The sequence below is a fragment of the Mycobacterium sp. G7A2 genome (assembly GCF_041902445.1).
In the GTDB taxonomy this organism is placed as follows: domain Bacteria; phylum Actinomycetota; class Actinomycetes; order Mycobacteriales; family Mycobacteriaceae; genus Mycobacterium.
This window is the reverse complement of the sequence record NZ_CP169251.1, coordinates 143,973-164,920: the sequence shown is the minus strand read 5'-3', so window position 1 is coordinate 164,920 and position 20,948 is coordinate 143,973. Positions and strand designations below refer to the sequence as shown.

Annotated in this window: 23 protein-coding genes; 12 read left to right on the top strand and 11 right to left on the bottom strand. The window is 69.0% G+C overall.

Annotation, left to right across the window (positions count from 1 at the left end; translation table 11 throughout):
• Positions 1–5: 5 nt before the first annotated feature.
• Entirely contained in the window at positions 6–1,169 is a 1,164-nt protein-coding gene (locus ACEWX3_RS00750) for an NAD-dependent epimerase/dehydratase family protein (protein ID WP_207066143.1), read from the bottom strand.
• A 90-nt stretch (positions 1,170–1,259) separates the two neighbouring features.
• Between ACEWX3_RS00750 and ACEWX3_RS00745 the strand changes: the two genes are divergently transcribed.
• Complete coding sequence (locus ACEWX3_RS00745) at positions 1,260–1,979, top strand: bifunctional 2-polyprenyl-6-hydroxyphenol methylase/3-demethylubiquinol 3-O-methyltransferase UbiG (protein WP_207066144.1); 720 nt, start codon at positions 1,260–1,262, stop codon at positions 1,977–1,979.
• Positions 1,976–2,440 carry a GtrA family protein gene (locus ACEWX3_RS00740; RefSeq protein ID WP_374158450.1) on the top strand — a complete coding sequence of 155 codons (465 nt, stop codon included), beginning with the start codon at positions 1,976–1,978 and terminating at the stop codon, positions 2,438–2,440. The genes ACEWX3_RS00745 and ACEWX3_RS00740 overlap by 4 nt, the downstream gene beginning before the upstream one ends.
• On the opposite strand, the gene ACEWX3_RS00735 is transcribed toward ACEWX3_RS00740, so the two are convergent.
• From ACEWX3_RS00735 to ACEWX3_RS00720, 4 genes are all read right to left on the bottom strand, one after another.
• On the bottom strand, positions 2,388–3,179 hold the full coding sequence (locus ACEWX3_RS00735; protein WP_207066146.1) for a glycosyltransferase family 2 protein: 792 nt from the start codon (positions 3,177–3,179) through the stop codon (positions 2,388–2,390). The genes ACEWX3_RS00740 and ACEWX3_RS00735 overlap by 53 nt on opposite strands.
• Entirely contained in the window at positions 3,176–4,105 is a 930-nt protein-coding gene (locus ACEWX3_RS00730; RefSeq protein WP_374158449.1) for an NAD-dependent epimerase/dehydratase family protein, read from the bottom strand. The genes ACEWX3_RS00735 and ACEWX3_RS00730 overlap by 4 nt, the downstream gene beginning before the upstream one ends.
• A 21-nt stretch (positions 4,106–4,126) precedes the next feature.
• Positions 4,127–4,789, bottom strand: a complete 663-nt coding sequence (locus ACEWX3_RS00725) for an NAD(P)H-dependent oxidoreductase (protein WP_374158448.1) — start codon at positions 4,787–4,789, stop codon at positions 4,127–4,129.
• 83 nt (positions 4,790–4,872) lie between these two features.
• Positions 4,873–7,218: a sulfatase-like hydrolase/transferase gene (locus ACEWX3_RS00720; protein WP_374158447.1), complete on the bottom strand. Its 2,346-nt coding sequence runs from the start codon at positions 7,216–7,218 to the stop codon at positions 4,873–4,875.
• A gap of 148 nt (positions 7,219–7,366) precedes the next feature.
• Here ACEWX3_RS00720 and ACEWX3_RS00715 point away from each other — a divergent pair, with 148 nt between their 5' ends.
• Positions 7,367–8,005, top strand: coding sequence for a TetR/AcrR family transcriptional regulator (locus ACEWX3_RS00715; RefSeq protein WP_207066150.1), 639 nt, complete (start codon positions 7,367–7,369; stop codon positions 8,003–8,005).
• A 50-nt stretch (positions 8,006–8,055) separates the two neighbouring features.
• Here ACEWX3_RS00715 and ACEWX3_RS00710 read toward each other — a convergent pair whose 3' ends face one another.
• A complete protein-coding gene (locus ACEWX3_RS00710; protein WP_374158446.1) occupies positions 8,056–8,871 on the bottom strand; it encodes a pyridoxamine 5'-phosphate oxidase family protein in 816 nt (271 codons plus the stop codon).
• Positions 8,872–8,897: 26 nt separating this feature from the next.
• The gene (locus ACEWX3_RS00705) at positions 8,898–9,443 is read right to left on the bottom strand and encodes a carboxymuconolactone decarboxylase family protein (protein ID WP_374158445.1); all 546 of its coding nucleotides are present in this window, start codon (positions 9,441–9,443) and stop codon (positions 8,898–8,900) included.
• Between the two features lie 82 nt (positions 9,444–9,525).
• On the opposite strand from ACEWX3_RS00705, the gene ACEWX3_RS00700 reads away from it, so the two are divergent.
• On the top strand, positions 9,526–10,131 hold the full coding sequence (locus ACEWX3_RS00700; protein WP_374158444.1) for an ABATE domain-containing protein: 606 nt from the start codon (positions 9,526–9,528) through the stop codon (positions 10,129–10,131).
• Positions 10,132–10,144: 13 nt separating this feature from the next.
• On the opposite strand, the gene ACEWX3_RS00695 is transcribed toward ACEWX3_RS00700, so the two are convergent.
• The 4 genes from ACEWX3_RS00695 to ACEWX3_RS00680 form a co-directional block, all read right to left on the bottom strand.
• On the bottom strand, positions 10,145–11,137 hold the full coding sequence (locus tag ACEWX3_RS00695) for a glycoside hydrolase family 6 protein (protein ID WP_207066154.1): 993 nt from the start codon (positions 11,135–11,137) through the stop codon (positions 10,145–10,147).
• A 48-nt stretch (positions 11,138–11,185) separates the two neighbouring features.
• Positions 11,186–11,605: a hypothetical protein gene (locus ACEWX3_RS00690; RefSeq protein WP_221361867.1), complete on the bottom strand. Its 420-nt coding sequence runs from the start codon at positions 11,603–11,605 to the stop codon at positions 11,186–11,188.
• Between the two features lie 82 nt (positions 11,606–11,687).
• Positions 11,688–12,122 (bottom strand): MarR family winged helix-turn-helix transcriptional regulator, encoded by a 435-nt coding sequence (locus ACEWX3_RS00685; RefSeq protein ID WP_207066156.1) that lies wholly within the window; start codon positions 12,120–12,122, stop codon positions 11,688–11,690.
• A 52-nt stretch (positions 12,123–12,174) separates the two neighbouring features.
• Positions 12,175–12,954 carry an alpha/beta fold hydrolase gene (locus ACEWX3_RS00680; RefSeq protein WP_374158443.1) on the bottom strand — a complete coding sequence of 260 codons (780 nt, stop codon included), beginning with the start codon at positions 12,952–12,954 and terminating at the stop codon, positions 12,175–12,177.
• A gap of 112 nt (positions 12,955–13,066) precedes the next feature.
• Here ACEWX3_RS00680 and ACEWX3_RS00675 point away from each other — a divergent pair, with 112 nt between their 5' ends.
• The 8 genes from ACEWX3_RS00675 (at position 13,067) to ACEWX3_RS00640 (ending at position 20,948) form a co-directional block, all read left to right on the top strand.
• The gene (locus ACEWX3_RS00675; RefSeq protein ID WP_207066158.1) at positions 13,067–13,306 is read left to right on the top strand and encodes a hypothetical protein; all 240 of its coding nucleotides are present in this window, start codon (positions 13,067–13,069) and stop codon (positions 13,304–13,306) included.
• Between the two features lie 127 nt (positions 13,307–13,433).
• Positions 13,434–13,682 (top strand): BatC protein, encoded by a 249-nt coding sequence (locus tag ACEWX3_RS00670; RefSeq protein WP_207066159.1) that lies wholly within the window; start codon positions 13,434–13,436, stop codon positions 13,680–13,682.
• A gap of 10 nt (positions 13,683–13,692) precedes the next feature.
• The gene (locus tag ACEWX3_RS00665) at positions 13,693–14,907 is read left to right on the top strand and encodes a cupin domain-containing protein (protein WP_374158442.1); all 1,215 of its coding nucleotides are present in this window, start codon (positions 13,693–13,695) and stop codon (positions 14,905–14,907) included.
• Complete coding sequence (locus tag ACEWX3_RS00660) at positions 14,904–15,794, top strand: sucrase ferredoxin (RefSeq protein ID WP_374158441.1); 891 nt, start codon at positions 14,904–14,906, stop codon at positions 15,792–15,794. Before ACEWX3_RS00665 ends, ACEWX3_RS00660 begins: the two co-directional genes overlap by 4 nt.
• Before the next feature lie 24 nt (positions 15,795–15,818).
• A complete protein-coding gene (locus tag ACEWX3_RS00655) occupies positions 15,819–16,517 on the top strand; it encodes a proteasome protein (protein WP_207066162.1) in 699 nt (232 codons plus the stop codon).
• Between the two features lie 12 nt (positions 16,518–16,529).
• Positions 16,530–17,921 (top strand): hemerythrin domain-containing protein, encoded by a 1,392-nt coding sequence (locus ACEWX3_RS00650; RefSeq protein WP_374158440.1) that lies wholly within the window; start codon positions 16,530–16,532, stop codon positions 17,919–17,921.
• A 164-nt stretch (positions 17,922–18,085) separates the two neighbouring features.
• The gene (locus ACEWX3_RS00645; RefSeq protein ID WP_221361857.1) at positions 18,086–18,751 is read left to right on the top strand and encodes an SDR family oxidoreductase; all 666 of its coding nucleotides are present in this window, start codon (positions 18,086–18,088) and stop codon (positions 18,749–18,751) included.
• A 142-nt stretch (positions 18,752–18,893) separates the two neighbouring features.
• Entirely contained in the window at positions 18,894–20,948 is a 2,055-nt protein-coding gene (locus ACEWX3_RS00640; RefSeq protein ID WP_374158439.1) for a DUF1214 domain-containing protein, read from the top strand.

The following is a 20,948-nucleotide window of genomic DNA, read 5'->3' as shown; positions in this document are numbered from 1 at the left end:
GCCGCTCAGTTGTTACCGGAGCTCGTCCACTGCACCGTCGGATACAGCTTCTCGGTGTCGACGCGGTGCTTGTTCTGCTCGACGATGGGGAACATCGACTCGATCAACACATCGGAGAGCAGGTGCGGGTCCAGACCGAGCTCGACGAGCCCGGTGTGTTTGACGTTGTAGTAGTGCTCCTGCAGCTCGATGCGCGGGTTGGTCAGGTGCTCGATCTGCACCGGGCCCGGGAACTGCGCCGACACGACGTCGGCGATCTGGCGCACCGACTTCGACTCGGTCATCTGGTTGAACACCCGGAACTCGCCGCGCTCGGCGGGGTTCTCCACGGCCAGCCGGATGCATTCCACGGTGTCGCGGATGTCGATCAGACCCCTGATCTGGTTTCCGGTGCCGTACACCGTCAGCGGCTCGCCGAGCACCGCCTGGATCACGAAGCGGTTGAGAACCGTGCCGAACACGCTGTCGTAGTCGAAGCGGGTGGCCAACCGCGGATCGAGCGCGGTCTGCGGCGTCGTCTGCCCGTAGACCACGCCCTGGTTGAGGTCGGTGGCCCGCAGACCCCAAGCCCGGCAGGTGAACTCCATGTTGTGCGAGTCGTGCACCTTGCTCAGGTGATAGAACGATCCCGGCCGTTTGGGGAACAGCACACGGTCCCTGCGCCCGTTGTGTTCCAGTTCCAGCCAGCCCTCTTCGATGTCGACGTTCGGCGTGCCGTACTCGCCCATCGTGCCGAGCTTGACCAGGTGGATGTCGCGGTCCAGCTCACCGATGCCGTACAGCAGGTTCAGCGTGCCGATGACGTTGTTGTGCTGGGTGTAGACGGCGTGGGCGCGGTCGATCATCGAGTACGGCGCGGCACGCTGCTCGGCGAAGTGCACGACCGCGTCGGGGGCGAACTCGCGCAGCGTCGCATACACGAATTCGGCGTCGAGCAAATCACCCACGTAGGTGGCGAGCCGCTTTCCGGAGTGCTCCTCCCAGGCGGCCACGCGGGTGGTCAGGTCCTCGATCGGCACCAGGCTGCACACGCCGAGTTCGTCGTCGTAACCGCGCCGGGCGAAGTTGTCGAGCACTGCCACGTCATGTCCGCGATCGGACAGATGCAGTGCAGTGGGCCATCCGAGGTATCCGTCACCGCCGAGCACGAGAACTCGCAAAACAGCCATCCCTTTCGCCGCTGGTGAACCTGAGCCTAAGACACGGGCACAACCACGTGCACAATTGCGGCAACACGCGCGATTCACAGGGAGGGTCATATGGCCGAGGACCGGGGGGCGTTCACAGCGGCCACGGGCCGTCAACTCGAGGCCGCCGGACGTGACAAGCCGCGGTACCGCCGCTACCAGTACGACCTGATCGCCCCGCACTGCGGCCGCACGATCCTCGAGGTCGGCGCCGGTCTCGGCGAGTTCGCCGAGCAGTTCGGCGACGTCGACCGGCTGGTGTTGACCGATGTCGACCCCGGCGCCGTCGAACTGATGGCGCGGCGCTTCGCCGGGCGGCCCGAGGTGCAGACCCGGACGTTGGCGCTGGGCGTGGCACCGGAGCTCGACGAGCCCGTCGCCTCCGTGGTCGCGATCAACGTGCTCGAGCACATCGAGGACGACGCGGGCGCACTGCGCTCGCTGGCCACCGCGGTGCAGCCGGGCGGCAGCATCGTGCTGTGGGTGCCCGGCTACCAGCAGCTCTACGGGGAGTTCGACCGCAAGGTCGGCCACGTGCGCCGGTACACACCGTCGACGTTGGCGAGCGCCGTGCGGCGCGCCGGCCTGGACGTCGAGCTGGTCAAGCCGGTCAATCTCCTCGGCGGCATCGCGTGGTGGCTGACGGTGCGCCGGGGTGGTTCGACGTCCCCGGATTCGAAACTCGTGGCGGTGTTCGACCGCTTCGTCGTTCCGGTGACGCGCGCGCTGGAGCGGGTGGTGCGCCCGCCCTTCGGGCAATCGGTGCTGTGCGTGGCCCGGGTCCGGGCGTGAGCCCAGATCTGCGCCGTCACCGCGTCCGGCTGTGGGGCCGCTACACCGGCGCCTCGGTCATCGCCGGCCTCATCAGTGAGGCGGTCTTCCTGCTCACCTACTGGCTGGCCGGGGCGCCGCTGCTGGCCAGCGTGCTCGCGTTCGTCGCCGGTGCGGTCCCCAACTACCTGATGAACCGGTACTGGGCGTGGCAGCAGCGGGGCCGCCCGCACCACCGCAGGGAGGTGTTGCCGTATGCCGTCATCGTCATCGTCACCGCCCTCACCGCGATCCTGGTCACCACCGCCGCCGACAACTGGGTGCGCGAGCACGTCGACTCGCATGCCTGGCAGGTCGTCCTCGTGGGAGCGTCGTTCCTGGGTACCTACGGCGCGATGTTCGTGCTGAAGTTCGTGCTGTTCGACCGGTTCATCTTCGTCGACCGCCGCGCACGTACTCCCGGAACCACGTCCGCACCATGACGCGGGCGTAGTTCGCGCCGTAGACGAGGTTGGCGCCCTTCTTGCTCGCCCCGTGTGCGCGCAGGCGCATCGTCATCGGCACCTCGGCCACGCGTGCGCCCCGGGCGGCGACCCCGACCAGCAGTTCCGAGGACTGGTACTGGGGCTCGGTCAGCGTCACCGACCGCGCCAGCTCGGCGCGCATCGCCCGGAAGCCGAACGAGGTGTCGGTGATGCGGCGCCACGTCAGCAGGCTGGCCAGTACCGCGAACACCCGCACGCCCAGCCAGCGGAAGCGGCTGTCGGATTCGTGGTGGCCCAGCCGGCGCGACCCGGTCACGAAATCCGCGCGGCCGTCGAGCAGCGGCGTCACCAGGGTCTCCAGTTCGGCGCCGTCGTACTGACCGTCGGCGTCGGTGGTCACCACGAAACGCGCCCCGTGCCGGGCGGCCAGCCGGTAGCCCAGCCGCAGCGCCGCGCCCTGGCCGCGGTTGCGGGGTGCGACGCAGGTGTAGGCGCCGTGCGCACGCGCCACCTCGGCGGTGGCGTCGGTCGCACCGTCGACGACGACCAGGACGTCCACCGGCATTCCGCAGCACCGTTTCGGCATCTCGGTCAGCACCGCGCCGATCCCGTCGGCCTCGTTGTACGCGGCGATCACCACGACCAGTTCGGCCAACTCCAGGCTCGGATAATGCCGGTCGAACTCCGCGACCGCACGCGTGTCGACATCGTCGGGGTAGTCGGCGAGCGGGGTCATGCCGTGCCGACCGTGTCGAGGAAGTACCGCCACGTGCCGGCCAGTCCGTCGGCCAGCGCGACGCTGGGGCGGTAGCCGATCGCCTCCGCGCTGTGTGACACGTCGACGACGACGGCGGGCATCTCGCCGCGCTGGGCGGCGACGTGTTCGGTGGGCAGCGGCCGGCCGGTGACGGCGCGGACGGTGTCGACGAGTTCGAGGACCGACACCGACCTGCCGGCGCCGACGATCGCGGTGCCGCTGTAGCTGCTCTGCAGGCCGAGCAGCACCGCGCGCGCCACGTCGTCGACGTGCACCAGGTCGCGACGCTGGGTGCCGTCGCCGTAGATGGTGACGGTGGAGCCGTCCAGGGCCGCGCGCATCAGCCGCGGCACGAAGCTGTCCTTGAGCGCCATCCCCGGCCCGTAGACGTTGCTGAAGCGCAGCGCGCACGTCGTCATCCCGTAGGCCCCGGCGTACCCGGACATCAGCATCTCGCAGGCGGCCTTCGTGGCGCCGTAGGGCGTCAGCGGGCGCAACGGCAACCGCTCGGTGATCGTCGCCTCACCGACGTCGCCCACGACGGCGTTGGTCGAGGCCAGCAGAAACTGGCCGACGTCACGGATGCGGGCCAACTCGAGCAGCTCCTGGGTGACGGCGACGTTGTCGGCATACGTCGGCGCGGGCCGCTGCACGGACTGCAACACCGAGGTCGCCGCAGCGAGATTTACGATCGCGGCGGTGCCCGGTGCCACCGCGTCGTCGCGCACGCCCGCGTCGGTCAGATCACCGACGACATAGCGCACGCCGTCGAGCGGACTGCGGGGCGGCGTGCGGTCCACGACGGTGACGCCCGCCCCGGCGTCCAGCAGCGCCTTCACCACCGCCGCACCGATGAAGCCGCAACCTCCGGTGACGAGCACCCGTCCCTGCTGTTGTGCACCCACGGCGGTCAACTTAGCGTGACGTCATCCGGCGCGACGGCGCAGATGCTCCTCCTTGGCGTCGCGCACCACCCGATCAGGCGCCAGGAACGCACGCCCGATTTCGGCGGCCTGCTGCAGCCCCTCGTCGCGCACTGCCGAATTGTGTTCCCCCTCAACGTCGTAGATGAGATGGCTGGTCACATCCGTGACACCGCAGTAGGCGAAGGTGCCGACGTCGATCTGGGTCCTCATCGCCTCGTCGTAGCCGTAGCGGTCGTACGTGCGCCGAGTCGACCCGCCGATGCCGATCAGCGTGGTGGGGATGTTGCCCAGCAGCGACGTCAGCGGTTGCTTGCCCCGGTCCTCGACGCCCTTGCCGTACTGGTATGCCCAGCCGACCGTGAACACGCGCTCGATCCAGCCCTTCATCATCGCCGGCATGCCCCACCAGTAGACCGGGAAGACGAACGCCATCCGGTCGGCGTCCTCCACTCTGCGGTGCATCGCGGCGATCTCGTCGGGAATGGGTCCGCCCCAGAAGTGCGCATGGTCCTCGGGGGTGAATCGCGGGTCGAAATCCTCGCTGTGCAGGTCCAGGACATCGATGGTGTGACCGGCCGCGCGCACCGGTTCGTGGAAGGCGTTCATCACCGCGGCCGGATACCTGTCGGTGAACGGGTGTGAGTACACGGTCAGTAGATGCATGCCTTGCACTGACGCGGGCGCGCCGCTGCTTATTCCGTCGGTTCGACTCAGTGCGTCGGTTCGGGTCGGTCCGTCGGTTCGGGTCAGTCCCGGGCGAACCCCAGCGCGACGACCGCGTCCTGCAGACTCTCGCCTGCCTCGAGAAAGTCCACAGTGACCTGCTCCAGGGTGGCCTGCCGCAACGGGTTCGGCGAGGCGTAGTCTCGCGACACCGAGTAGGCGACGCTGCGCCCGACCGTGACCGGCTGCATCGGATCGAAACCGGCCATCGTCATCCCGTGCAGCGCGCCGACGGTGCGACCGTCGACGATCAGCTCAAGGTTTCCGACCGCGTTGAGCGGTCCGTCGCCTGATCCTGTTCTACTGAAACGGATTTCGACGCCGTGCCGCCCCGTCGTGATCGGCCCTTCGGACGTCACGGCCTGCTCGGCTCCGCCGTGATTGCAGACGTAGCGCAGGTAGCCACCGGCGAGGAAGAGTGCGTGTCCACCCGACCGGCTGCCCTGGGAGAACAGCACCCCGGCCGCGTCGGAGCCGGTGACCGCCACCTCGGTGCGCAACACGAAGGACCGGCCTCGCACCATGCCGCTCATCGGAGTGTGCACCGCCGGGGTGCCCGGATAGAAGACCGCCCGCGGCGAGCCCCCGGCCAGATCGGCGACGCCGCGGCTGATGAGCTCGAACACGCTCAGATCGTTGAGCGGATAGGCGTGGCACCGCGTCGCCTCGTTCTGCCACAACGACTTGAGCTCTTCGAGCTTGTCCGGGTGTTCGGCGGCGAGGTCACGGATCTGGCTGCGGTCGCTGTCGAGGTGGAACAGTTCCCACCTGTCATGCGGGAACCGGGACCAGCCGGGCCGGCCGGGGACCGCGGACGTCGGTGGGTGCACGGCGCTGGCGAACCACCCGTCATGCCAGATGCCGCGAGTACCCATCATGGCGTAGAACTGGGTACTCTTCTGCCTCGATGCAGCCGGATCATGCAGCGTCGCAGCGATACTCACGCCCTCCAGCGGCCTCTGCGGAACGCCCTTGACCGTTCTCGCCGGTTCCAGTCCCAGCAGTTCGTACACCGTCGGGGTGATGTCACTGACGTGCGTGTATTGTTCGCGCACCTCTCCGCGGGCGGGCAGTCCGGCCGGCCAGGAGACGATGCACGGGTCGGCGATCCCGCCCTCGTGGGACGCGTAGCGCTTGAACAACTTGTACGGCGTGTTGAACGCCATCGCCCAGCCATTGGCGTAGTTCATCTTCGTGCCGGGTCCGCCGAACTCGCCCAGGCGGTCCAGCGTCGGCTCCGCCGACAGGCCGCCGCGAAGCGGCACGAACTCGTCGAGGGTGCCGGTGGGCCCACCTTCACCGCTGGCACCATTGTCGGACATGACGACGATGATCGTGTTGTCGAGCTGGCCGGTGCTGTCCAGATAGTCCACCACGCGGCCGATCTGGGCGTCGGTGTAGCTGAGGAACCCGGCGAAGACTTCGGCCATCCGGCTGGAAACCCGCTTCTGGTCCTCGGACAACGCGTCCCACGGGGTCACCGTGTCATGTTCCGGCCAGGGCAACCCGTCGGCACTGGTGCACTCGGCGTAGGGATTGATCGGTGACACCTCGGTCTCGCCGGGCAGCAGTCCGAGCGCCTTCTGGTTGGCCAGGGCGATCTCGCGGTAGCGCTCGTAGCCCTCGTCGAACCGGCCGCGATATCTGTCGGCCCAGGAGCTGTCGACCTGGTGCGGCGAATGGCCTGCGCCCGGGCACAGATACATGAACCACGGCTTGTCGGGCGCGCAGGAGCGGTGTTCGCGCAGGAAGCCGATCGCGTTGTCGGCCAGGTCTTTCGAGAGGTGATAGCCCTGCTCCGGGGTTCCCGGCGGATCGATCGGCCTGCTGTCGCTGACCAGGTTCGGATACCACTGGTCGGTCATGCCGTCGAGGAATCCGTAGAAGCGGTCGAAGCCCCGGCTCAGCGGCCAGTACCGGCGCGACCCGGCGGCGTGGCAGTCCTCGGGTGGTGTCAGGTGCCATTTGCCGACCGCATACGTCGCCCATCCCCGTTCGGCGAGGACCTCCGACACCAGCGCGGTGTCTGCCGGGATGCGTCCGCTGTGACCGGGATAGCCCTGCGCCATGTTCACGACCGAGGACACCCCCACCGACGTGGCGTTGCGGCCGGTCAGCAGCGCAGCGCGGGTCGGCGAGCACAGCGCGGTGGTGTGAAACTGTGACAACCGGATCCCGCGTTCGGCGATGCGTGTCATGGTCGGCATCTCGACCATGCCACCGAAGCAGTCCCAGGTCGCGATCCCGATGTCGTCCCACAGCAGGTACAGCACGTTGGGGGCGTTGTCGGGAGCCTGCGGAGCTCGGTACGGCCCCCAGTCCGGCACGGAATCGCGGATGTCCTCGTTGATCGTTCCCTGGAAGTGCATCGTCGGCTCGTCTCGCTAGGCGGCCACGAGCACGGGCTCGTCGACCGTTCGGGTGGACCGGAAATCTGTCAGTACTGACACCTTATGGGAAAGTGTCAGAACTGACAATATGTCGTACCCGAGGGTCGTCAGCTGGCATAGTTCTTGCATGTCCGCTGATGTCGGCAAGCGCGAGGCGCACAAAATCGCCACCCGGGGCGCCATCCAGTCCGCGGCCGACGCGCTCTTCGAGCAGCGCGGATACGCCGAGACCACGGTCCGCGACATCGCCGACGCCGCCGGGGTCACCGAGCGCACCTTCTTCCGGTACTTCTCCGGGAAAGAGGCCCTCTTGGTGAAGGACATCGAAGCCGGGATTCCGGTCCTCGCCGACGAGATACGGCGCCGCCCGGCAGCCGAAGCACCGCTGGACGCCGTCGAGAACGCCGTGCTGGTGACGGCCGACCGGCTGCGCGAGGCCCAGCCCAACCTGTCGTGGTTGTTCCAGGACGGTCCGCCCGGGCCCAAGCTGGCCAAGTCGAGCCCGGGGTTGCTGTTCCAGCTCGAGCAGGCGGTTGCCGAGGCTCTGGCGGAACGGATGGAATCGTCGCAGCCGGTGACCGACGACCTGGAGTTCGAGGCGCAGGTGCTCGCCCGATGCGCGGTGGCTGCGCTACGCAGCACCGGAATCAGACGCTGGCAGCTCGAGCGGCGCGGGGTCACGGGAGTCAGCGAGACCCGGCTGCTGGGGCAGGCCTTCGCGATCGTGCGGCGGGGCGGATCGGCAGATCCGCCGCCACGCCGGTGAGCACCACGTCGCCGCAGCGTTCCCGCCCACCTGCCCCGCCGCCGGCTGGTTCAGCCCGTCGTCACCACCACCCGGTCGATCGTCAACGCGACACCGCGTCCCGTGTCATCCGGCTCCCTGGCTGCTGATCGATCCCACTCCACGGTGGCCGCCCCCGAGATCTGGACAACGCGACCGGTTGCCGTGGCGAACATCAGCGCAGCAGTGGGATCAACGGCGAGATTGCCGAGGCTGTTGAACATGTTGTTGCCGGGGTAATCGGGCCAACGCACTGTCCGCGGGCTGACGGTGACGAAGCCGGGCGGCCCTCCGCGATGCGATGCGTCGTTCCCCGCCGTGGGGTGGGTGGTGCCCAGGATGAAGGTCGCGGCGCGCCGGATCTGGTCGATGTCGCTGTCCCGCAAGCTGTCCCCGTCGTGCACCCGCGTGCGGCGCGGCGCCGGCAGCCCGGACCGCCACTGCGCCCGCGGAATGTACTGCGGGCAGTTCCCGTAGGCCTGCGCGATGCTGACCCGCAATTCGCCCTCGTCGCCCCTGTCGAGCTGTCCGTTCACCCGCAACCGGCGTCGGGACGCATAGTCGATCACGATCACACCGACCTCCTGCCCCGACGGCAGGTCGAAAAGCGGGTCGGCATCGGCGATTCCGCCGCGGATCCGCAGGGCCGACGCCGACTCCGGCGTTACGAACCCGGGTTCGCCCAGCAGCGGAGCCGTCCACAACCGGCCGGTGCGGTCGCGTGCGGTGAGCGCCCCGAACGTGGCGCCCGACACGAACGCCGCTGCCCCAGGCGTGAGCCCGCCCGGGCGCACCATGGGTTCGAGTCGCGCCGCGGCGTCGAGGACCCCGGCACGCTGTTGGACCATGAGCTCTCCGCGGTGAAAGCCGGTCGTCACAGCGAGACCACCGGCCAGTCGTTGTCGACGCCGGCGAGCACGTTGAAGTAGTTGGTGAGGATGTTCAAGGCCAGGTTGGCAACCAACTCACCGATCTCCTCGTCCGTGACGCCCGCGCGCCGGGCCCTGTCGAGGTCGCCGGCGTCCACGTCACCGGCGTTCTCGGCGATCGTGTTGGACAACTCCAGCAGGGCCGCCAGGTGCGGATCCTGCGACTGTCCCCGCCGGGCTCGCTCGAGTTCCTCCGCGTCGATCTTGGCGACCTGAGCGCCGACGTAGGTGTGGGCCGAGAGGCAGTATTCGCATCCGTTGAGCTGAGCGGTCGCCACCGCCAGGCGCTCCCGGGCTGCGGCAGGCAGGGCGCCACCGGCGACGGCACCGGACAGCGCCAGGTACGCCTTGAGCAGGGTGGGGCTGTTCGCCATCGCAGCGGTCATGTTCGGCACCGTCCCCAGCGACTTACGAACCTGCGCAAGCAGTTCCGCGGTCGTGCCGGTGGCGGCGGACGGGTCGACGGGGGTGAATGCGGTGGTGGTGGACATGGCGGTTCCGTTCGGTGTCTCGTGAGCTACCGGCGGTGGCTCTAACGGATGGAACACCTTCCATCCGTGATAACATTCCCGCATGCCGGAATCGTCTGCACGGTGGGTGTTGCCTGGCGAGCCGCTGCCCGTGCGGTTGATGAACACCGTCTGGGCGGATACGGCAGGGGTGCACGACGACCTGACCACGGCCACCGCCTTGCGTGGCTGGCTGACCGACGTGGCCGGCTTCGACCCGGGATCCGGTCCCGGGGTCGACCCGGCGCCCGCCGAGCTGACCGAGGCTCGCGCACTGCGGGATTCGCTGCGCCGCGTCGCCGCGTTCGTCACCGACGATCAGCGACCCGCGGCACGCTCCCCGGTCGCATCCGTCGACACCGCGGTGGCCGACATCAACGCCATGGCCGCCGACCAGGCCTGGCCGGCGCTCCTCCGCCGCGGTGACGAGCTGCGCCGCGAGGCCGTCGCCCACGCGCCACCCGTCCGCACGGCGCTCGCCGGGCTGGCGGCGCAGGCGATCGACCTGCTCACCGGGCCGTCGGCCGGCGCACTACGGGCCTGCCACGCCCCGCATTGCGTGCTGTACTTCGTCAAGTCCCACCCGAGACGGGAATGGTGCTCGCAGGCCTGCGGCAACCGGGTACGCGCCGCGCGCCACTACCGGCGTATCCGCAGCGGCCGGCAATGAGCCGGCGCCGCTCTCACCAACCGGCGTTACGGGCGAGGTCGATGGCGTACTGACTGACGAACGTGCCGGCGCTGGGCGCCCCGCGGCACGACCCGTCGGATTCCCCGGGGCGCTTGACCCACAGGAAGGCGTCGACCGTCGGATTGCCGGTGGCCGTAGTCGGGGCCACCCCGAGTGCGCGACCGCTGGGATTGCACCAGTACAGGTCGTCGCCTTCCACCGGTCCGGCGCCATTGCGCGACGTGTCGATCACGTAGTGCGCTCCGTTGGTCATCCCGGAGATGGCCTGGCCGTACCCCATGGACTCCTCGGTCGTGAAGAAGTTCGCCGTGTTCAGGCTGAAGCCACGCGCCTTCTGGACTCCGACCTGGTTGAGCCGGCCCGCCATGACGTCCGCGGGCACCCAGCGCGAATGGCCGGCGTCGACGTACACGGCGGTGGCGGGATTACGGGTCAGCGTGTCGACGGCGTAGCCGATGAGCTCGAGTCGTTCCTGCTGCTGGCCCGGGGACAGGCAGTCGATCATGGCCAGCGCGTCGGGTTCGAGGATGACCGCTGCGGGCCCGGTGCCGATGGCGGCCGCGACACCGTCGATCCACGCCCGGTAGGCGCCGGCCGAACCGAACCCGCCCGCGGCGTAGCTGCCGCAGTCCCGGTTCGGGATGCCGTAGAGCGCCAGGATCGGCATGGTGCCGGCGGCCTGGGCGGTGGCGATGTACTTCGCATCCACAGCCGGGGTGGAGATGTGGTCCATCCAGTACGCGGTCGGGGTGTTGACCACCGCGGCCAGCAGCGGATCGGGGTTGCCCTGCGCCGCACGCATCCCCTTGGACTGGGGATTGACGTAGAACGGCATGCCGGCCAGCGGGTTGGCGTCACTGGCCAGCCGCACTGCCGGGGTGTCCGCCGGGTGGACGGGAGCGGACACCGCCCCCACCGCGGCGACCGCCGCGACTGTCAGGAAGGGCGCGATCCACCGCGCGACAGCAGCACCTGAGAACGTCACGTGAGGAAACCTAATGCGGCCCGCAGCGATCGCCAAACCAGGGTGACGTCACCGCTTGCTGCGCGGAATCCCGGTGGCCCACAGCGCCCAGGCGATCAACACGGGCTGGAAGAACAGCCGCACCAGACGCTTGGTGTCGGTGTCGAGCCCGAAGCCGTCCGCATGGTTGACGTACTGGGCGATATTGCCCGGAAAGATCAGGATGAAGAACGCGGCCAACAACCTGCCGACCAGGACACGGTCCCGGTTGAGGACGGCCAACCCGACGCCGAGCGTGATCTCGACGCCGCCGGAGGCCATCACCACGCCGTCGGGATCCATGGGCACCCAGCGCGGGACCTGCGCCTGGAACTCTTCGCGGGCCCAGAACAGGTGGCTGAAACCGGCGAACACCATCGCGCCGGCGAGAGCCAGGCGCGCGACGGTCCGGGCGCGGGTGGTCGGCGGTGGTGGCGGTGGTTCGGACATCGGTGGTTGGGAGATGGGTGGTTGGGACATGGGTGGTTGAGACATCGGTGCTGCCTTTCTCCAGTGATTCGGGACGGGTGTTTCAGCCGTTCCGGGCGTAGACCTCAGCGGTGACGAGGGTCAGGGCATCACGCAGCGCGGCGAGCTGTGCCGGATCGGCGTCGGTCGAGCCGAGAAGTCGCTCCGGGACACAGGCCGCCCGGTCCTCCAGCGCTCGCCCGTCTGCGGTGAGCGTGACCTCGACGCGTCGTTCGTCGGTGTCGCTGCGCTGCCGCCGTACGAGGCCGGCGGCTTCCAGACGTTTGAGCAGCGGCGACAGCGTGCCGGAGTCCAGATGCAGCCGGTCGCCGAGTTGCCCGATGCTGCAGGCGTCGTCCTCCCACAGCACCAGCAGGACGAGGTACTGCGGATAGGTGAGGCCGAGTTCGTCGAGCAGTGGCCGGTAGGCGGAGGTGACGGCGCGCGACGCCGAGTACAGCGCGAAGCACAGTTGTTCCTCGAGCCGCAATTTCGTCACCGCTCTAATTTATTGCACGCAATCCCATTGCGCGCAATCGGGTGGGCGAGTGTCAGCGTGGCCCGGTCGAGTCCAGGATCAACTGCACGGTTTCGGACGGCCGGTCCCAGTGCGGAAAATGGCCGCAATCCGAGAAGCAGTACAGCGAGGCATCCGGGAAGCGCTCCAGCGCGCGCCGCGCCTGCCGCAGGGGAGTCACCCGGTCGTTGCGCCCCCACCCGATCACCACCGGCGCGCGCAGCGCACCCAAGGGCGCCCCACTCTGCCTGGGGCCGCGGATGAGGGCTTGCAGCGCATCGAACAGACTCGGCGAGCTCGCGAAGTTGCGGAGTTCGCTCAGCACCAGGTCGCGGTCCAGTGCCGAGGGCTTCGCCGAGAACTGCAGCAGCAGCGCTGCGCGGCCGACACGATTGCTCACCAACCTGGGCAGCACCGGCTGGATGCGGCGCACCAGTCCGATCGAGGGCACGACCGTCGCGGCGAAGTACGCCACCTCCGTATCGGTCCAGAAACCGCCCGGGTCCAGTGCGACGGTGGCTCCGCCGTGACCGCGCCGCGCCAACTCCAGCGCCATCCGCGCGCCCATCGAGCTGCCGACGACGTCGACGTCACCGAGGTCGTGCTCGGCGATGAACTCCTCGACGGCATCGGTCAGAGTCGCCACCGACACCTCACCCGGCAGCGGCGGACTCTCTCCGAAGCCAGGTAGGTCGACGGCGATGACGTCACGCTCCCGCGCGAGAGCCGGAATCACCGGGTCCCAGTTCTGCCGATGCGAGATGCCGTGAATCAGGAGAAGGGCCGGGCCGGAGCCGCACCGTTGATATTTCATCCAGGGGGGGATACCCAGCGCGGGTCAGGTGTCACAGCGCGCCGGCCGCCGTTTTACGACGGCGATTTCCGGGGTATCTGCTGAGCACTGTCGACGATGTCGAGGAGGCCACATGTTGGCTCTACTGAGTTCGCCCGTCCGCCGCTGGGTGCTGACCGCTCTACTGGTACCGGCCCTGGCACTGGTGTTGCGCAAGATCGCTCAGTTCCTGCAGCGCCGCAACGACGGCACACCGACGAAGTCGTCCCGAGGGCTCATGAAGGCGTCGTCCGGGTTGCGCAGACTGAGCGGCAAGAAGTCCGAGGAGGCCGAGGCGGACAGGGCGAGCGCGGACAAGAAGCTGTCGGCCTGAGCAGCGGCCCACGCGTTTCGGCTGCGCTGCGCGGGGCAACACTGCAGCGCGGGCATCGACACGGTGCAGCCCCGCAACCGGGGTCGCGGACGGACCCGACCGGGTCGCTGACAGATAAGGAAGCGTCATGGCACTCGACGACAACGACATCACCACCTCCACCGGCGGCGGCGAGGGAGTCGCTGACGGCGGCTCGAACCCGGGCGGCCACGACGGCGGAGCAGACGGCACCGCCGGCGGCGAAGGCCCGGCCGACGGCGGCTCGAACCCGGGCGGCCACGACGGCGGAGCAGACGGCACCGCGGGCGGCGAAGGCCCGGCCGACGGCGGCTCGAACCCCGAAGGTCACGACGGCGGTGCCGACGGAACCGCCTGACTGCTCTCCCATGCTGAGCCGATGCGTCGCGACCGACACGCACACGTTCGCCACGACGTACTGGGGGCGCACACCCCTGCTCAGTTCGGCCGACGCGCTACCCCGCGACTTCGGCGATCTGCTCTCACCCGACGCGGTCGACGAGCTGATCGCTGAGCGCGGGGTGCGCTCCCCGTTCATCCGGCTGGCCAAAGAAGGCGACCTGCTGGCCAAGGATTGCTATCTGGGGCCCGCCGGATTCGGCGCCGAGATGCCCGACCAGGTGGACTCCGCGAAGGTGCTCGGCGAATTCGCCTCGGGTGCCACGATCGTGCTGCAGGGACTGCACCGGCTGTGGCCGCCGGTCATCGACTTCGTCCGGCAGGCGGTCGACGAGCTCGGTCATCCGGTGCAGGCCAACGCGTACGTGACTCCCCCCGGCAACCGCGGCTTCGACTTCCATTACGACGTCCACGACGTCTTCGTGCTGCAGGCCTCCGGCCACAAACGCTGGGTGGTGCACGAACCCGTGCACGCCCACCCGTTGCCGTCCCAGCCGTGGACACAGCACCGCGCCGCCATCGCCGAACGCGTGACGGGCGAGCCCGTCATCGATGCCGTGCTGGCCCCGGGTGACGCGCTGTATCTGCCGCGGGGGTGGGTGCACGCCGCCCAGGCGCAGGACACCACGTCGATTCACCTGACCGTCGGCGTCGCAGCGGTCAACGGCCTCGATGTCGCCCGGGCGGTGATCGAGCAACTGGCCGATGACGAGGCCTTCCGCCGATCGCTGCCGATGGGCGGCACACCCACCGACCGGGATGGCATCATTCCCGCGGTGACCAAGGTGATGGCCCAGATGGTCGACCGGCTGCGCGACGACGCCACCGCACTGAGCACCGCTGCCGCCACCCACCTGACGCACCGCCATGCCGAGCGGACCCGACCTGTCGCGGTACGGCCCCTGGCCACGCTGGACGCTGCCGCGCGCGCGGACACCACCTCCGTGCGGTGGCGACATGCGCTCGCCGCCGCAGTCGAGAACGCCGACGGCCGGGTCGTGCTGCGACTCCCCGACCGCGTCATGACCTTTCCCGAGTCCTGCGCGCCGGCCCTCGCCGCACTGCACCGCGGTCGCGTCGTCACCGCCGCCGGCACTCCCGGGCTGGACCGCGCGGATGCGACGGTGCTGATTCGCCGGCTGTTGCGGGAGGGCGTCGTCGTCCCGGCGGCCGCTGATCGATGAGTCCCAGGACGGTGCCGTGCAGCGATCAGTCGCTGGCCCGCGGGGACCCCATGTACGGCACGGCGTCGGCGGGATCGAAGTGGCTGCTGCTCGAATTGTCCGGCGCCTGGGGACCTTCGGCGTTTCTGCAGTCCCCGGCGATCATCGATCCCGTGCTGGGCCGGGCCGTGGTCCGGCGCGCGGAGAAGGCAGGGATGCGGATCGCGGCCATCCGCCGGCACGGTCGCCGGCCCGCGACGCCGCGGTGGCGTTGGTATGTCGCCCGCGCCGAACCCGGTGACGAGGCGTTGTACGGCGGCGAGGTCGACGACCCGCAGGCCTATGCCGACCTCGCCCTGGACGGCTCGGACGGTGAGCCGTCGACCGGACCGTTGATCGCCGTCTGCGCGCACGGCACCCACGACCAGTGTTGCGCGGTGCGCGGGCGCAGCGCCTGCCGCGCCATCGCCGAGGAATTTCCGGAGAACACCTGGGAGTGTTCGCATCTGGGCGGCGACCGGTTCGCCGCCACGATGCTGGTGTTGCCCGAGGGGTTGTGCTACGGACGGGTGGACACGACGGACTCGGCCGGGCTGGTCCGGCGCTACCTGCAGGGACGGCTGGACAACCGGTTCCTGCGTGGACGGACTTCGCTGCCGCACGCGGTGCAGGCCGCGCAGTACTTCGCGCGGGAACAGACCGGTGAGGATCGCATCGACGCGCTCGCCCCGCTGCACGTCGAGCGCGGCGACGGCCACATCCTGGTGACACTGAACGGAAAGGCAGGCCCCATTGAGGTCACACTCGAAGAGCAGTTGTCGGAGCCGTTGCTGTCCCAGTGCCACGCCAAGGTTGCCGGTCAGGTCAGGGTGTTCACCTGCGCAGCGCTCGCGCCGGTCGCCGGCTGACGTCGCGGTGAGACGAGCCCGGCCATGACCGTGGTGCTGGCGCTGCGCTGCGCCGACGGGCTGGTGCTGGCCGCCGACTCGCAGATCACCGAGCCGGACCGCGGATTGAGTTATCCCGCACAGAAGCTGCACGGCCTGGGTCGGCGCGCCGCGTGGGCGGGCAGTGGCTCACGCGCGGTGCTCTACGACCTCGAGCAGATATTCGACTCCCAGCCCGAGACGATCGTCGAGGCCGGGGACGTCGGGCGGGCGCTGCAGACCCGGGTCGTTCCGGTGCTGCAGCACCATTACGAGAACTTCATCGACGATGTTCCGGGGCAGGAGAAGAGCGGCTCCACGCCGGCGACCTACGTGCTGGCTGCGGGCTATTCGGACGGCAAGCCGTTCATGGTGGACGTCGACCCGCACGGGCTCATCGGCCATTACGAGGAGATCGGCTTCCACGCCATCGGCAGCGGGGCGCCGATGGCGCAGCAGGCGCGTGCCCTGCTCGCCAACTTCCGGATGAACGAGCGCCCGGTCGAGTACGGCGTGCTGGCCGCGCTGCGTGTCCTCGACGCACTCGACGAGACCTCGCCGACCGTCGGTGGACCGATGGACGTCTGCCGGATCACCGCCGACGGCGCCGACCACCTCACTCCGGAGGACATCGACAATGCCCGCGCCGAGGTCCGGCGCTGGCAGGACCGGGAGCGCGACGTCCTCGACACGCTGTTCGGCTGAGCGGGGCATTCGGTGACCGTCGCGCTGTTCGTCATCGCCGTGGTCGAGTTGGCTGCGTTGATCGCGCTGGGCGTCGTGACGCTGGTGATGCGACGGAAGCTGACGTCGGCGCGGCGCGCTCTGCGGGATCGCCCCACCCGAAGCGCCGATAGCCGGCCGCGGCGCAGACCCCGGGGTGTGGCGCCGCTGGCGGTCAAGACGGTCGTCGACACGGTGCAGACCGCCGACTCGCTGATCCGCAAAGGCCTCGGCGGGTCCATCCGCCACTCGATCGACGATCTGGCCGGCTGGGCCCGCGTGGAGCGTCCCGACCTCGCCCGGATCACAGCCGACGGGAGCGTCGTGCTGCTCTTCTCCGACATCGAGGACTCGACGCGGCACAACCAGACGCTGGGCGACCGCGACTGGATCACCGTTCTCGAACGGCACAACAAGCTGGTCGAGCACAGCGTCGCCGCGCACGGCGGATATGTGGTGAAGAATCAGGGCGACGGGTTCATGATCGCCTTCGCCGACCCCGCCAAAGCCCTGCGGTGCAGTCTGGACGTCCAGCGTGCTCTGGGCGGCGACACCGAGCGGTGGAACGGCATCCGGGTGCGAATCGGCGCCCACGCGGGCACGTCGGTGCGCCGTGGACACGACCTGTTCGGGCTCGACGTGGTGATGGCCGCCCGCATCGCCGACCTGGCCCGCGGTGGGAGATCCTGGTCAGCGCGGCGTTGCGCGAGTCGGTCGCCGACGCCGACGGCTTCTCGTTCGCCACGGGCCGAGAGGTCCGGCTCAAGGGCATCGCCGATGCACAAACGGTCCACGCGCTGGAGATGTCCGCGCCCTGACCGGCGTTTCGACCGCCGCCCAGCGGGGAAGTTGTCGCTCATGGCCGACATCATCGAGCTCATCTACGCCGACCACGACTGGCTGCGGCGGCAGTTCTTCCGTCTCGACGACGCGGCGTCCGATGCCGAGCTGCAGGCGATCTGGAGCGTGCTCAGCGCCCGGCTCGACGCGCATGCCGAGGCCGAGGAGGCCGTGTTCTACCCCGCGCTGCTGAAGCACGGCGGCCGGGAGGATCCGGGCAACCCCGAAGGCGACCCGCAGGACGAGACCGAGGACGCGATCACCGACCACAACGACATCCGTGACGCGGTGCGCGAGTCACGGCGGCACGAGCCGGGCAGTGCGCAGTGGTTCGAGGCGGTGAACACGGCGCGCAAAGAGAACGGCTCACACCTCGATGAGGAGGAGCGCGAGGCGATGCCCGATTTCATCAAGAGCGCGACGCTCGAACTGCGCCACCAGCTCGGCATGCAGTGGCTCAGGTTCTACGCCGAGCGCGAGTCCCTGGAAGGGGTCGACAACCGGGACAAGGACGCCGACGAGTACATCGAGGAGCACTCGCCGTAGTGCTGTCGCCGAATTGCTGACCGCCGAGCCGACCGGGGCGCGATCACTTCATGGCCTTACCGTGACCTTATGTAGCCCTTATTTTTCTTAGAAATCGGTGTAGGGTGGCGGCAACCGGCCGCACAGATGCGACGGACGCAGCGGCCGCGACGGAAGGAGTCGGCATGCCACTCGGACCCGAACGGATCGTTCTCATCACCGGAGCGTCTCGCGGGATCGGCGCCCAGGTCGCGCTGCAACTCGCCACCCCCGGCACTCACGTCCTCGTCAACCACCGAAAGAGCGCTGATCGCGCGGCCTCGATCGTGCAGGCGATCCGCGACGTCGGCGGCCAGGCCTCCACGATCGCGGCCGACATCTCCGAGGAGGCCGACGTCACGGCGATGATGGAGACCATCCGGGCGAGGTTCGGGCGACTGGACGCACTGATCCTCAATGCCTCCGACAGCCGCGAGACGGGCGCCGATCCCGAGTACGCGATGCGGCTGAACCGCGACGCTCAGAAGCGGTTGGCCACGATGGCGATGCCGCTGATGCCCGCCGGGGCACGGATCGTGTTCGTCACCAGTCACCAGGCGCACTTCTTCCCCCACAAGGCGGTGCCGAAGGGGTATGCCGCGGTCGCTGTCAGCAAGCGCGCCGGCGAAAGCGCGCTGTACGCCATGCGGCCGGAGTTCGTCCGGGCCGGAATCGGCTTCACGGTGGTGTCCGGTGACATGGTCGACGACACCATCGTCATGCGCGCGGCGGCGATTGCGCAGGCGGCGACAACCGCCCCGTCACCCGGCATCGTCTACGTCGGACGGGCCGACTACCTGACGACCGCCTGAGCGGACCCCGCGGGACCCGAACCGCGACAAAATCTTCCGCTTGTCGCATGAGTGAGACACATCCCGTCAAGTGTTGTGCTTACGCACCGCTACTGCTACACCTAGTGGTGCAATAGTGATCTAGCACACACCAGGAGTCGGGATGCGCCGTTCATCGGAGCCGGTAGCCCAGCAGCATCAGCCACGTCCGGCGCTGGGGTACGCCACGTTCATCGGCAGGGTCGGTGCGCTGGCCGTCTTCCTCGGTGTGGGTTCGGCGCTGGCCATCCCCGCCGCGCACGCCGACACCGACGGCGCGGCGTCGTCCGAGTCGTCCTCTGAGTCCGCGAGCAGTGCATCGACCGGTGAGTCGGGGTCGACGGAATCGTCGTCGGTGAGTGCGCCCTCGCCGAGTACACCGTCGCCGGCCGAAGCCGTCGGTGAAGACGCCGACGAGGATGCGGACGTTCGCGACAGTGAGGATCTGGCAGCAGCCGACGCGGAAGCAGAAGCCGACGCGGAAGCAGAGGCCGAGGCCGAGGCCGAAGCAGCCGAGGCGGAGGCGGCCGCGGAGTCGGACGACGAAGCGGCCGACGACCACGAGCTGGACGCCGCTGCGGTGACCGTCGCCCGGACGGTCGAGGCACCGGCGGTCATCGCCGAGGCCGCCGTAGACACCGGGTCGGATGCCGGGTCCGACGCCGACGACCCGCAGGTTCCGGCTGCGGCCCCGGCGGTTCCGGCACCGGCACCGCGACGGCTGGCAGCCTCGGAGACTGTCGTCGTCACCGAGCAGCAGACCGTCAGCGCCGATGCTGAACTGTCCAACCAGGTCAGCCCGTTGGGCACCCCACAGCAGATCGAACGCGAGAAGATCGCGATGTCGACGGCCAAGTCGCTGCCGGTGGCCCTGATGAAGATCATCCTGCGGTTCGGCTTCCTCGCCGCCGCCAAGGAGCAGTTCGCTCTCGTCGGCGGTCCCGACGCGGCGAACCGGGAGGCCCTGGACAACGCCATCGACGAGTACGCGCTGGCCGCGTCGTTCCAGCAGCAGATCCTCAACCCGCTGGACCCGGCAGTGGTCACCCAGGTAGCGCCCCCGCACAGCTGGTACGGCATCGACGTCGGCGGCTCGCGCCTGCTCTACGACAACCCCGACACCATCTACCGGTTCATCGCGGTCAACAAGACCTCGGAGTACGTGCTCACCGGACGTATCTATGACGGCATCCCGGCCGACACCACCTTCAGCGTGCTCGAGGGCACCGCGGGCACGACGTCGACGATCCTGACCCTGTCCGATCTCGACATCAACGACGACGGATCGTTCGTCATCACCGTCAGCGGTGACCCGGCGGCGCCGGGACAGACCAACCACCTGCAGCTGACCTCCCGGTCGACGCTGATCGCCGCTCGAAACACGTTGGGGGACTGGAACGTCGAAGACCCGATGGAGCTTGCGGTGCAGCGGGTCGCGGGTCCCCGCAACAGCCTGTTCGCCCAGCTGGGCGGCTTCGTCCTGCTCGGCGGTCTGGTCAACGACAGCCCGTTCCTGACGTCGCTGGTATCGCTGATCCCGCCGCTGGGCATTGCCGAATGGCGTCCCGTGCGCGGCACGCTGGCCGCCCTGTTGCTGCTGGTCCGCGGCGCCAACGAGCAGGCCAAGTACATGGCACTGGCCACCACCGACCCCGACACCGGGGAACTGCGTCAACCCAATGTCATGACGCAGCCGGCCAGCAATGCCGAGTTCCTGGCCAACCAACTGCAGAGCAACGGCTACTTCCAGCTCGCCGACGACGAGGCACTGGTGCTGACCATCGACCCGGGTAACGCCGGGTTCTTCACCGTGCCGGTCTACAACGACTGGACCATCACCGATGACTACTGGAACGAGCAGACCAGTCTCAACGACGATCAGTCGGTGGCCAACGCCGACGGCACCTACACCCTGGTCGTGTCGGTCGCCGATCCCGGCGTCGCCAACTGGGTGTCGACCGGCGGCCTGAACCAGGGGATCATCTCGATGCGTTTCCAGAACCTGGATCCGCAATCACCCGCGGTGCCCTCGGTGCAGTCGGTGGTGGTCAAGCTCGAGGACCTCGAAGACGAGCTGCCCGCCGGCACCGTGTTCGTGACGCCGCAGGAGCGGGCCGTGCAGCTGGCCGCGCGCAAGGCCGGCTACGACAAGCGCTGGGCGCCCTACCCGCAGGTGTGA